This window comes from Methanomassiliicoccales archaeon LGM-DZ1 (genome assembly GCA_030168595.1).
Lineage (GTDB): Archaea > Thermoplasmatota > Thermoplasmata > Methanomassiliicoccales > Methanomethylophilaceae > Methanomethylophilus.
This window is the reverse complement of record CP115556.1, coordinates 751,463-764,313: the sequence shown is the minus strand read 5'-3', so window position 1 is coordinate 764,313 and position 12,851 is coordinate 751,463. Positions and strand designations below refer to the sequence as shown.

Sequence of the window (12,851 nt, the reverse complement as noted above, 5' to 3'; positions counted from 1 at the left end):
TTCAGTGGTTCACGGGTTCGGTGGTGGGGAGGCCGAATGCGGTCTTCGCCGAGATGTTGGTGATCTTGACGTTGACCCTGGTCCCGCGCTTGGTGCCGGGAACGATGACGAGGTAGTCCATGTACTTCCCGACGCCGTCGCCTTTCTTCCCCACATCGTTGATGGTGACCTCGATGATGTCGCCGGAGCGGAGGGTGTTGGCATCCTCGGGCCTGGCGGCCTTCCTCACCATGATGGGCCTTCTGGCGCCGCACGCCTCGCAGACGAGGATGGACATCCTGTCCTCCTTCTCGATGTGGGTGTCGGGCCTGCCGCACTCGGAGCAGATGACGTACGTCTCGGTGTAGTCGCGGATCTTCTCGTCGATGCGCTGGGGTGCGATCTTCGCCTTGAAGACAACCCTGCGCCCCTCGAGGTCGCCGGGGGTACCGAGTTCCTTCAGGAGATACTGGAGGAGGTGCTGGGGCTCCCTCCTGATCTTGTCGGTGATGTCGATGAAGTTCCTGAAGATGGTGATCTTCCCCTCCTGGATGATGTCCAGCTCGGGGAGTTCGAACCTCTCGTGCTGCTCGATGACGTCGGGGATCTGCGATTTCGCCCGGTCGAGCATGGCCATGTAATCTTCCTCTTCTTCCATTCTTCTCGCCTCTAACGCTTTCGCTATCGTGACCCTTCTTATAAAGTATACGTGCGCGCGATGGCGCGCGGCGATGCTTCAGCCTTTCCTGCGGACGGCGCGGGCATGCTCCATGGCGGCATCCACCAGGCCCTGGTGGAGCGGCGAAGGCTCCATGGGGCGGGACTTGAACTCGGGGTGGAACTGCGATGCGACGAAGTACGGGTGCCCCTGCAGCTCGCCGATCTCCATCTTGGAGCCGTCCTCGGAGCGCCCGGTGAACTTCCATCCCGCCTTCTCGAAGGCATCGATGTAGCTGGGGTTTACTTCGTAGCGGTGGCGGTGTCTCTCGGAGATGACGGTCTTCCCGTACAGCTCCGCGGCCTTGGAGCCTTCCTTCACCAGCACCGTCTGGGCGCCCAGGCGCATGGTGCCGCCCATCTGCTTCACGCCCTCCTGCTCGGGCATGATGAAGATGACGGGGTTGCCGGTGTCCGGCGCGAACTCCGTGGAGTCCGCATCGGCCAGGCCCATGACGTCGCGGGCGATCTCGATGGTCGCCACCTGGAACCCGAGGCACACGCCCAGGAAGGGTATGCCGTTCTCGCGGGCGAACTTGGCCGCGGCGATCTTGCCCTCGACTCCCCTCACCCCGAACCCTCCGGGGATGAGGATGCCGTCCGCCTCTCCGAGGATGGAAGCGGGGTCGCAGTGCAGGAGGGTGTCGCTGTCGACGAACTTCACCTTCACGTGGCAGCTCCTCTCGGCACCTGCGTGGGAGAGGGCCTCCAGCTGGCTCAGGTAAGCATCCGCGAGGGCGGTGTACTTGCCGACCAGGGCCACGGTCACCTCGGAGGTCGGGTTGAGGACGCGACCGAGGAAGGCCTCCCACTTCTCCATGTGGCGGCCGGACGTCATCGGAGCGAGCTTCATCCTGCTGACGATGTAGTCCGCCACGCCCTGCCTCTCGAGGATCAGCGGGACCTCGTAGATCGAGCGGGCGTCGGGGCAGGAGATGACCGCGCGGTCGTCGACATCGCAGAACATGGCGATCTTGGAGCGGGCCGCCGGGCTCAGCTCGCGTGAGCAGCGCCCCACGATGATGTCGGGCTTGATACCCGCGGACATGAGGTCGCGGACGGAATGCTGGGTGGGCTTGCTCTTCTCCTCGCCGACAGAGCCCATGATGGGGATGAGGGTCGTGTGGATGAAGAGGACGTTCTCCTCTCTGCCCAGGTCCCTGCCGAGCTGCCTCGCGGCCTCCAGGAACGGCATCGACTCGATGTCGCCCACGGTGCCTCCGAGCTCGACGATGGCGACGTCCGCCCCCGAGGAGCGGGCCGCCGCGGTGATCCTGCGCTTGATCTCGTCGGTGATGTGCGGTATGATCTGCACCGTCTTGCCCAGGTACTTCCCCTCGCGCTCGTTCTCGATGACGGTGCGGTAGACCTTGCCGGTGGTGATGTTGTGGTCCTTCCCGAGGCGGAGGCCGATGAACCTCTCGTAGTTGCCGAGGTCCAGGTCGACCTCTCCGCCGTCGTCGAGCACGAACACCTCGCCGTGCTCGAAGGGGTTCATGGTGCCCGCATCGATGTTCAGGTAAGGGTCGATCTTTATGGACGTGACCGCGATCCCCCTGGACTTCAGGAGGAGGCCAATAGAAGAGGCAGTGATGCCCTTTCCCAAACCGGAGATGACTCCGCCGCTGACGAAAATCAACTTCATCTCAAATCAACGGGAAACTCCCACCGCGGGGATTATTATTAAACGTTTGTCTGAGGATAAGGCGAACCGCTGTCCGTTTGTTCAGCCTGAGGACGTGCCGATGGCGGCATAGCGGCCGCAGGCCCGTCCGGAGCCGTCATCCCCGGTCCGGCGCTCCGGGGCCCGGCGGGGCGCTTTCCCGCCGGGAGCATCCGCAGGGGCCCCCTGGGTTGCAAGCCATTAAATATAATCTACTAATAGCGACGCTCAGATTAGCCACGCGTATCGAAAACAGTTGTTTTCACGCACGGGGCATCACGCTCTCAGAGCGAAAAACGAAGTTTGGTGAACAACTATGGGAAACGGTCTATTCACTGCAAGGAAAATGCAGGCAGACAGGCAGAAGTTCCGCTGGCTCGACAGGGGATACAAGAAGAGGGTGCTCAAGCTCAGGGAGAAATCGGACCCGCTCGAGGGCTCCGCCCAGGGACGCGGCATCGTCCTGGAGAAGGTCGGTATCGAGGCCAAGCAGCCCAACTCCGCCATCAGGAAGTGCGTCAAGGTCCAGCTCATCAAGAACGGACGCCAGATCACCGCTTTCGCGGTCGGCGACGGCGCCATCAACTTCATCGACGAGCACGATGAGGTCCTCGTCGAGGGTATCGGCGGAAGGATGGGAAGGTCCTACGGAGATATTCCCGGGGTCCGTTACAAGGTCATCAAGGTCAACAACGTCTCCCTGGACGAGATGGTCAGGGGCAGGGTCCAGAAGCCCACCAGATGAGAGGTGCTATCATGGCAGATGAAGAAGTCCAGGTTCAGGAGCAGCAGGCGGCCGCTGAGGTCCCTGTCGAAGAGCAGCAGAAGCCCTCGGCGCCCCACGCGCCCGTGTTCGGCAAATACGACACCTCCGAGATCGTCATCAGCGATGCCGGCCTCGCGAAGTACATCGACCTCAACTCGACCGCCGTCCCCCACTCCGGAGGCAAGCACGCCAACATGTGGTTCGGCAAGTCCAAGCTGAGCATCGTCGAGAGGCTCATCAACAACATCATGAGGACCGAGAAGTACACCGGGAAGAAGATGAAGGCGTACAAGGCGGTCGAGGATGCCTTCGAGATCATCGAGAAGAAGGCCAAGAAGAACCCCGTCCAGGTCCTCGTCGAGGCCATCGAGAACGCCGCCCCCCGCGAGGAGGTCACCAGGCTGCAGTTCGGAGGCATCTCTGTGCCCAAGGCCGTCGACATCTCCCCCCAGAGGAGGCTCGACATCGCGCTGAGGAACATCGCGACCGGAGTCGTCGCTGCCTCCGCGAAGAACAAGAAATCCATCGAGGACTGCCTTGCCGACGAGCTCATGCTCGCCTCCCGCGGGGACATGACCTCGTTCGCCGTAGCTAAGAAAGAGGAATCCGAGCGCGTGGCACAGTCTGCCAGATGAGCGCTCCGAGCAACTGCACAACAACACGATTAATCAGGTGTGAGAATGGGACGTAAAGAAGAGAATATCAAGTATGCGACGACCATCATGAAGACCCCCGAGTTCGTCAGGAACCTGGGGACCGCAGCGCATATCGACCACGGCAAGACCACCTTCTCCGACAACCTCATCGCGGGTGCCGGTATGATGTCCGAGGACCTCGCAGGAAAGCAGCGTGTCCTCGATTACGATGAGCAGGAGGCAGCCAGGGGTATCACCATCAACGCCGCATCGGCATCGATGGTCCACCACTACAACGGCAAGTCCTATCTCATCAACCTGATCGACACCCCCGGCCACGTGGACTTCGGAGGAGATGTCACCAGGGCCATGAGGGCCCTCGACGGTGTCTACATCCTCTGCTGCGCGGTCGAGGGCATCATGCCCCAGACCGAGACCGTCATCAGGCAGGCCCTCAAAGAGAGGGTCAGGCCCATGCTGTTCATCAACAAGGTGGACAGGATGATCGTTGAGCAGCAGGTCACCAAGGACATGATGATCCAGAGGTTCTCCAAGCTCATCGCCACCTTCAACGAGAAGATCAAGGCGAACCTCCCGGCCCCCCTCAACAAGGAGTGGCAGGTCAGCATCCAGGACGGCACCGTCGCGTTCGGGTCCGCGTACAACAACTGGGCCATCTCCGCCCCGTACATGAAGAAGACCGGGATCACCTTCTCGGACATCTTCGACTACTGCAACAAGGAAGGCGGCCAGAAAGAGCTCGCGAAGAAGATCCCCCTGCACGAGGTCGCCCTGCAGATGGCCATCGAGCACATCCAGCCCCCGACCCTCGCCCAGAAGATCCGTATCCCCATCATCTGGAAAGGGGACCTCGAGTCCAAGGTCGGGAAGGAGCTCCTCAACTGCGATGCTTCCGGAGATGTCGTCTTCATGGTCACCAAGATCATCATGGACAAGCATGCCGGGGAGGTCGCCGTCGGAAGGCTGTTCTCCGGGACCATCCTGAAAGGCCAGACCCTCTACGTCGCCGGCCAGCCCGCGCCCCAGCGCGTGCAGACCGTCGCCCTGATGGTCGGTGCCGACAGGATCCCCATCGAGGACGCCATGGCGGGGAACATCGTCGCGGTCACCGGGCTCAAGGACGCCATCGCCGGTTCCACTGTGTCCAGCCTGCAGGACATCACCCCCTTCGAGAAGATGGCCCACTACTCCGAGCCTGTCGTCACCGAGGCCATCGAGGCCAAGGACACCAAGGACCTGCCCAAGCTGGTCGAGGTCCTCAGGACCATCGGTAAGGCCGACCCGTCCCTGGCCATCGAGATCAACCAGGAGACCGGAGAGCACCTCATCGCCGGTATGGGAGAGCTCCACCTGGAGATCACCGTCTACAGGATCCAGAACGAGCAGGGCGTCCCCATCGTCGTCTCCCCGCCCATCGTGGTGTACAGGGAGTGCGTCAAGGGCACGAACCCCCAGGGCTTCGAGGGCAGGTCGCCCAACAAGCACAACAAGTTCACCTTCGTCGTCTCCAAGCTGGAGAAGGGAGTCTGCGACGCCATCCACAAGGGCGACATCGACCCCGACGCGAAGATCAAGGACCCCAAGGCGCTCGCCAAGCAGGTCATGGACCTCGGCATGTCCGACCCCATCCAGGCCAAGGGCATCGTGAAGTTCAAGTTCGACAACGTGCTGATCGACGCCACCAAGGGTATCCAGTACCTGAACGAGACCATGGAGCTCGTCGCCGACGCGTTCGACGAGGCCATGTCCAAGGGACCCCTCGCCGCGGAGAAGTGCTCCGGGCTGAAGGTCGTCCTCATCGACGCCAAGCTCCACGAGGATACCATCCACAGGGGACCCGCTCAGATCATCCCCGCCGTCAGGGACGGTATCTACGGTGCGATGTGCGAGGCCGGCCGCGTCCTGCTCGAGCCCATGCAGCACGTCTTCATCAGCGTGCCCCCCGACTACACCGGAGCGGTCATCAGCATGATCACCCAGCGCCGCGGTACCATCCTCGAGATGGGCCAGGACGGATCCGACTCGACGATCAGCGCCAAGTGCCCCGTTTCCGACATGTTCGGGTTCACCTCCGACATCAGGGGCGCCACCCAGGGCCGCGCTCTCTGGTCGACCGAGAACGCCGGGTTCGAGGAGATGTTCCCCGACCTGCAGTCCAAGGTCGTCACCGAGATCAGGACCAGGAAGGGCCTGAGCGCGGAGCCTTACGACGCGAAGTACTACTCCGGGCTCTGAACGGGCCCGGACCGAGTCCTTCGGTCTAAACCTTTTAATATAAACAGCCTTATCGACCAAAAAGTAACCCTATCTGGGTTTGGAAAGGAGACATTGAAATGGCAGAAAAGGAGCACATGAACCTAGTCATCATCGGGCATGTCGACCACGGAAAGTCCACCCTCACCGGGAGGATCCTCCTCGAGGCCGGTGCCATCGACCCTCACCTCGTTGAGAAATACAAGAAAGAGGCTGAGGAGAAAGGAAAGGGAACCTTCTACTTCGCTTGGATCATGGACGGTCTCAAGGAAGAGAGGGAGAGGGGTGTCACTATCGATGTGGCCCACAAGAAGTTCTACACCGACAAGTACTACTTCACCGTCATCGACGCCCCCGGACACCGTGACTTCGTCAAGAACATGATCACCGGAACCTCCCAGGCGGACGCGGCCATCATCACCTGCTCTGCTGTCGAGGGACCTCAGGCCCAGACCAAGGAGCACGTCTTCCTGGCCACCACCCTCGGAATCAGGCAGATCATCGTCGCCGTCAACAAGATGGACGCCGTCAAGTACGACAAGGCCGCCTACGACAAGACCGTCGAGGCCATGTCCAAGCTCTTCAAGATTGTCGGTGTCAAGCCCGAGACCGTTCCCTTCATCCCTGTGTCCGCCTACTACGGCGACAACGTGAAGACCCTCTCGGCCAACACCCCCTGGTACAAGGGCAAGACCCTCTTCCAGGCCCTCGACGACCTCAAGGTCCCCGAGAAGCACACCGAGAAGCCCCTCAGGCTGCCCGTCCAGGATGTCTACACCATCACCGGTGTCGGAACCGTCCCCGTCGGCCGTGTCGAGACCGGAATCCTGAAGCCCAACACCACCGTCATCTTCGAGCCCTCCAACGTCAAGGGAGAGGTCAAGTCCATCGAGGAGCACCACGAGTCCCTGCCCCAGGCCGTCCCCGGAGACAACGTCGGATTCAACGTCCGCGGTGTTGCCAAGAACGACATCAAGAGGGGAGACGTCGCCGGACCCGTCGACAACCCTCCGTCCGTCGCCAAGAGCTTCATCGCTCAGGTCGTCGTGCTGAACCACCCCTCGGTCATCACCGTCGGATACACCCCCGTCTTCCACTGCCACACCGCTCAGGTCGCGTGCAAGTTCGAGGAGCTCATGTACACCGTGGACCCCCACTCCGGAGCCCACAAGGCCGACCACCCTGACTACATCAAGAACGGTGACATCGCCTTCGTCAAGATCGTCCCCACCAAGCCCCTCGTCGTGGAGCCCGTCAAGGAGTTCCCGCCTCTGGGCAGGTTCGCGATCCGTGACATGGGACAGACCGTCGCCGCCGGAGTCTGCATCTCCGTCGAGAAGGCTTGATTCCGGATTTGGGGAGGGTTTCCTCCCCGAATCCCAAACCCCAAGGTGCAATATACCATGTCCCAGCGTGCCAGAATCTCTCTCAGCGGCACCGACCCTGCTATGGTCGACTCTGTCTGCAACCAGATCAAGGGCATCTCCCAGAGGACCGGAGTGGCCATCCGCGGCCCTGTTCCCCTGCCGACCAAGAAGCTCAGGATCCCCTGCAGGAAGTCTCCCGACGGAGAGGGCAGCGAAACCTACGACAGGTGGGAAATGCGCATCCACAAGAGGCTCATCGACCTCGATGCGAATGACCGCGTTCTCAGGCAGCTCATGAGGATCCAGGTTCCCGATGGCGTCAACATCGAGATCGTTCTCCGCGGCGCCTGAAATCCCTTAAAAACCATTCATTTCCTTTCCATAGGGGCTTCTGCCCCCTGATGGACTCCGGACGGGTTGCCGCCGAAAGGCGACAGCCTTCTTTTTTATCATCGCTTCTGTGCAACGTCAATTATTAATCGATGTTGCCATAGAGGCCGCACTGATACCATGAGAAGCGACGTCATCAAGCAGGGCATCGATGCTGCCCCTGCCAGAAGCCTTCTCCGCGCCGACGGGCTCGGAGATGCCGATTTCGATAAGCCGTTCATAGGGATCGCCGATTCCTGGAACGAGATCGTCCCCGGTCACATACATCTCAACAAGATCGTCGAGGCCGTCAAGGAGGGAATCAGGGAGGCCGGAGGCGTCCCGTTCGTCTTCGGGACCCCCGCGGTCTGCGACGGCATCGCCATGGGCCACAAGGGGATGAGGTACTCCCTGATCTCCCGCGAGGTCATCTCCGACTGCTGCGAGGTCATGGTCGAAGGCCATGCCCTCGACGGCTGGGTCGGCGTCTCCAACTGCGACAAGGTCACCCCCGGCATGCTGATGGCCGCCGGGAGGATGAACGTGCCCGCCCTGATTGTCACCGGCGGCGCCATGGAGGCCGGGAACCTGAAAGGGAACGTCGTGGATTTCCAGACCGTTTTCGAGGCGATCGGCCAGGTGCAGGTCGGCACCGAGGGCGCAGATTACCTGAAATCCGTCGAGTGCGCCGCCTGCCCCGGACCTGGGAGCTGCTCCGGCCTCTTCACCGCCAACACCATGGCCTGCCTCACCGAGACCCTCGGGATGTCCCTCACCGGCTGCGGGACCTCCCTCGCCGTGGACGAGAAGAAGCTCAGGATCGCGAAGGAATCCGGTAAGAAGATCGTCGAGCTGGTCCGCAAGGGCATCAAACCCCGCGACATCGTGAACATCCACTCCTTCCGCAACGCCATCTGCGTGGACATGGCCATCGGAGGCTCCACCAACACCGCCCTCCACATCCCAGCCATCTCCAAGGAGTTCGGATGCCCCGTAGACCTCTCCGAGTTCGACAGGATCTCCAGGGAGATCCCCCACATAACGAGCCTCAGGCCCGCCGGGGAATTCCACATCCGCGACCTGGACAACGCCGGCGGAGTCCCTGCCATCCTCAAGAGGCTGAGGGACCACCTGGAGGACGCGCCCACCGTCAACGGCAGGTCAATCCTGGAGATCGCCGATGCGGCCGAGGTGAAGGACGCCAACGTCCTGAGGCCCCTGGACAACCCGTACCACAAGCAGGGAGGCATCGCCATCCTCAAGGGAAACATCGCCCCGCTGGGATCCGTCATCAAGCAGGCGGCCGTCAGCCCCAAGATGATGGTCTTCTCCGGACGCGCCCGCGTGTTCGACTCCGAGAAGGACGCCACCGAGGCCATCAAGTCCGGCAGCATCGTCGCTGGCGACTGTGTCGTCATCAGGTACGAGGGCCCCAAGGGAGCGCCCGGCATGCCCGAGATGCTCGCGCCCACCAGCATCATCCAGGGAATGGGCCTGGGAGAGTCCGTTGCCCTCATCACCGACGGCAGGTTCTCCGGCGCTACCCGCGGAGGAGCGATCGGCCACGTATCGCCCGAGGCGTACGAGAAAGGCCCTATCGCCGCCCTGAGGGACGGGGACATCATCGACATCGACATTCCCAACAGGAAGCTCAACGCCCGCATCTCCGATGAGGAGATGAAGGCCCGCTTGGCAGCCGTGAAGATCGTGGACAGGCCGGTCACCGGCGTCCAGAAGAAGTACCGCAAGCTCGTCAGCAACGGAGTGAGCGGCGCTTACCTCGGAGACTGAAAAAAAATCTTTTCGGCGGGGTTCTCCCCCGCCGTTATTTTTGGTTCTATAACATTTCGTGTGGAATCGGGCAGAGGAGCAGGCTCATAACGACCTGCAGCTGTCGCGGAAGAACACTATCCTTCCGAGACGCATCTCCTTCCCGTAACCTCTCGCCAATCCCTTGGACAGCTGCACCCTGCCGTTGAGGGATTCCTGGTAGCCGTTGTTGATGCCGGTCTCTATGGCCTTCAATATCCCTTCGAGATGCTTCTTCACGGTCTTGGCCAATGCTCTGAAACCCGCGGATCCTTCCTCTGCGGCCCACTGCGCCCATCTGACCAGATGGGCACGTGCCAGATCGATCTGCTCGTATGAGTAGTCGAACACCTGCCTGAGGGACTCCTTCATCTGATAGGATGTACCTACAAGCTCGTTGTCCTTGGTTATGTCCATGAGCTCATGCATCTCATCCGGACGGAGGTTCTCGGGGTTCTTCAGCAGCGCGTAACGGACGGATTTCCTCCTCTGGCCGTTGATCTGCGTCGATGCGCGGTCGCGGTCCAGATGCCTGTTGGCGATCTGGACCAGATGGAACGGGTCGTAGACCGGCTCGGCGTTGGGGAGATATTCTTTGGCGCCGGCGATGAACGCATCGCCGAAGTCCGTGGCGATCAGTTCGATGGCCCGCGGGTCGCCGTCATGTTCACAGAGCCAGACAGCGAATTCCCTGATGGTATCGGAATCCTTCCCCTTGGTTATGAACACGATATCCCCGGTATCGGCGTCGGTCACTGCCGTGATGTACTTATGGTGCTTCTTCGCCGCCGTCTCATCCACACGGATGCGCCTCAGTCCGGACAGGTCCATGGAATCGAGATGGCGGTCGACAACGGCCCCGACTATATCGTCCAGCACCTTCCAGGACACCTTGAGAAGCCTCGATGCCGCTGCAAGCGACATCTGTGCCATATGTTCGATGGCCGCCTCCATGAACCTCTTCGTATAGCTCACGCGCTGATCCGCCCAGGGTATGTCCGCCTGGGTTATCTTCCCGCACTTGGGACACATGCAGCGCGGTATCGCGGCATGGATGTAGCAGACGGTATCGTCCAGATTGGCATGTCTCCATACCCTGACCCTGGCGTCGTGGATCGAACGTCTGCATCCGCACTCCGGACATATTCCGGGGTCTCCGATGAAATCCATGTCGATGTGGGTGACCTTCACGTCATCCTCCACTCCTCCCCGGATCGCCGTTATTTTCCACTGATCGGTCTCCACCCCGAGGATGAATTTCATCGACTGCTCCAATGTCATCGGGGCGCATCCTTCGCCCTTCGGCGAAGGTGCCTTACAGCTCCTTTTGGCGCACACAGGTGCGTATGCGCATGATCGATTATGAGCCTGCTCCTCTGCCCGATTCCACACGAAATGTTATAGAACCTTATTTTTTTCCCGCGATATGTCCGCGGGACTGTTCGCGGCCTCAGTACATCGCGTACAGGGCCAGCATGATCACAGAGAACAAGATGAATATCCCGCCGAAGAGCCAGGTCCGCCTTCTGAGGCTCCTGAGCTCATCGCTTCCGCGGGTCTCGGGCGCATCCTTCCAGGCCAGCAGGAAGCTTGAGAGCGCAAGGGCTATCGGCAGCAGCGTAAGGCAGAACTTTATCGCGGCGTTGGCCGCATCATCGCTGCCGATGAAGGAAACGGCCGCCGAGGCTATGATGAGCACAGCTGCCAGGATGATGCCGGTGTTCCGGTATTCCATCGCTGCTTTCCTGCCTGCAGTGTTGTCGTCCGGCGTGTCCTCCGGCTGTTCATCCTGCGCCTCATCCTGCCGGGCGCCGGACACCCTCTCCTCGTTGGCGCAGGACTCTTCCATTATGGCGCGGCAGATGGCCTCGCAGCGGTCCGGGTCCATGCCGTTCTCCGCTCCCAGGTAGCGGTAGCGGTCTATGACCTTGCGGGCGGTGCTCGGATCGTAGACCTCCATGCCGTTCTCGGCCTTGTAGCGGCCGATGTCGGTGGCTATGTCGAGCCTTTTCCTCAGGAGCTTTATGATCTCCCTGTCGGTCTCGGCGATCTCAGCTCTCTTCCCTTCGAGGTAATCGTCAGCCGTTTCAGAACCCCCTTTCCATCTGGTCCGCGATGATCAGCGCTGCGGCGGCCTCCACGACCGCCGCTGCTCTCGGCGCGATGCACGGATCGTGCCTCCCCTCGGCGGAGAGCTCGGCGTTCCCGCCGGTCCTGAGGTTCACAGTATCCTGCTTCTTCCCGATGGTCGGCGTGGGCTTGAACGCGGCCCTGAAGACCAGGTCGGCCCCGTCGGACATCCCTCCGACGATACCGCCCATGTTGTTGGATTCGGTGACTATCCTGCCGCCGTCCATGCGGTACCAGTCGTTGGATTCGGACCCGCGCATCCTCGCCAGCCCGAACCCCTTTCCGAACTCGACGCCCTTGCAGGCCGGGATGGAGAACACGGCATGGGCCAGTTCCGCATCGAGGCTCTCGAACCATATCCCGCCGAAACCGATGGGGAGCCCCGATACGATGCACTCCACCGTCCCCCCGACGCTGTCCGAGTCCTTCCTGGCGGCCATTATCTCCTCGGAGAACTTCGAATCCAGTTCCGCGTTGCAGGCGCGGGTCGGGAACGCGCGGGAAGCCTCGGCGTCCGCGAAGGTGCGCTCGGCATCATCGGACACGGTGCCGATCGACCTGCAGAACGAGGCGATGCGGATGCCCTTCCGTTCCAGTATCTGCCTTGCGATCGCGCCGGCCGCGACGATCGGCGCCGTCAGGCGCCCGGAGAACTGCCCTCCGCCGCGGATGTCGAACTTCCTGATGGAAAGGAGCGCCGGCAGGTCGGCGTGGCCGGGGCGCGGGGTCTCCTCGAACGGGAGGTACTTGGAATCGTCCGTGTCGGCGTTGGCTATCTCGATGATAATCGGGTTGCCGTCCGCCTTCCCGTCCCTGACGCCGGAAACGAACACCGCTTCGTCCTTCTCGCGCCTGGCCGTCCCGATGCCGGGGGAAGGGCGGCGGAGGGTCATGTCGTGCGCGACGGCCTCTGCATCTATGATCGTGCCCTGCGGGACTCCTTCGACAATGCAGCCGACGCACGGGCCGTGGCTCTTCCCGAACAGGGACATTCTGAGTTTCTCGCCGAGGACGTACATAGTTCATACCAGGGACGCGCCCCGGTTCCTCGTTCTTCCATGCGCGGCGGATATAATAAGCCGATGCCCTGACAGGCGGCCGGTATCCTCCGTCCGGATATCTGGAACATATGCTCCTGCAGC

Annotated in this window: 11 protein-coding genes; 6 read left to right on the top strand and 5 right to left on the bottom strand. The window is 61.5% G+C overall.

All coding sequences use genetic code 11. The features are described 5' to 3' along the window. Window position 1: 1 nt before the first annotated feature. Window positions 2-637 carry a translation initiation factor IF-2 subunit beta gene (locus tag O8W32_03585; GenBank protein WII09915.1) on the bottom strand — a complete coding sequence of 212 codons (636 nt, stop codon included), beginning with the start codon at window positions 635-637 and terminating at the stop codon, window positions 2-4. Between the two features lie 78 nt (window positions 638-715). Next, the gene (gene pyrG / locus O8W32_03580; protein ID WII09914.1) at window positions 716-2,341 is read right to left on the bottom strand and encodes a CTP synthase (glutamine hydrolyzing); all 1,626 of its coding nucleotides are present in this window, start codon (window positions 2,339-2,341) and stop codon (window positions 716-718) included. A gap of 364 nt (window positions 2,342-2,705) precedes the next feature. Here pyrG and O8W32_03575 point away from each other — a divergent pair, with 364 nt between their 5' ends. The 6 genes from O8W32_03575 (at window position 2,706) to ilvD (ending at window position 9,561) form a co-directional block, all read left to right on the top strand. Next, window positions 2,706-3,104, top strand: coding sequence for a 30S ribosomal protein S12 (locus O8W32_03575; protein ID WII09913.1), 399 nt, complete (start codon window positions 2,706-2,708; stop codon window positions 3,102-3,104). An 11-nt stretch (window positions 3,105-3,115) separates the two neighbouring features. Beyond that, window positions 3,116-3,760 (top strand): 30S ribosomal protein S7, encoded by a 645-nt coding sequence (locus O8W32_03570; protein WII09912.1) that lies wholly within the window; start codon window positions 3,116-3,118, stop codon window positions 3,758-3,760. Between the two features lie 45 nt (window positions 3,761-3,805). After that, on the top strand, window positions 3,806-6,016 hold the full coding sequence (locus O8W32_03565) for an elongation factor EF-2 (protein ID WII09911.1): 2,211 nt from the start codon (window positions 3,806-3,808) through the stop codon (window positions 6,014-6,016). A 98-nt stretch (window positions 6,017-6,114) separates the two neighbouring features. After that, window positions 6,115-7,380 (top strand): translation elongation factor EF-1 subunit alpha, encoded by a 1,266-nt coding sequence (gene tuf / locus O8W32_03560; GenBank protein ID WII09910.1) that lies wholly within the window; start codon window positions 6,115-6,117, stop codon window positions 7,378-7,380. Window positions 7,381-7,437: 57 nt separating this feature from the next. Continuing rightward, entirely contained in the window at window positions 7,438-7,752 is a 315-nt protein-coding gene (gene rpsJ / locus O8W32_03555) for a 30S ribosomal protein S10 (protein ID WII09909.1), read from the top strand. A gap of 159 nt (window positions 7,753-7,911) precedes the next feature. Next, window positions 7,912-9,561, top strand: coding sequence for a dihydroxy-acid dehydratase (ilvD, locus tag O8W32_03550; protein WII09908.1), 1,650 nt, complete (start codon window positions 7,912-7,914; stop codon window positions 9,559-9,561). 84 nt (window positions 9,562-9,645) lie between these two features. Here ilvD and O8W32_03545 read toward each other — a convergent pair whose 3' ends face one another. The 3 genes from O8W32_03545 to aroC form a co-directional block, all read right to left on the bottom strand. Then, window positions 9,646-10,860 carry an ISL3 family transposase gene (locus O8W32_03545; protein ID WII09907.1) on the bottom strand — a complete coding sequence of 405 codons (1,215 nt, stop codon included), beginning with the start codon at window positions 10,858-10,860 and terminating at the stop codon, window positions 9,646-9,648. 169 nt (window positions 10,861-11,029) lie between these two features. Then, window positions 11,030-11,578 (bottom strand): chorismate mutase, encoded by a 549-nt coding sequence (locus O8W32_03540; GenBank protein ID WII10041.1) that lies wholly within the window; start codon window positions 11,576-11,578, stop codon window positions 11,030-11,032. An 88-nt stretch (window positions 11,579-11,666) separates the two neighbouring features. Continuing rightward, the gene (gene aroC, locus O8W32_03535; GenBank protein WII09906.1) at window positions 11,667-12,701 is read right to left on the bottom strand and encodes a chorismate synthase; all 1,035 of its coding nucleotides are present in this window, start codon (window positions 12,699-12,701) and stop codon (window positions 11,667-11,669) included. Between the last annotated feature and the right edge of the window lie 150 nt (window positions 12,702-12,851).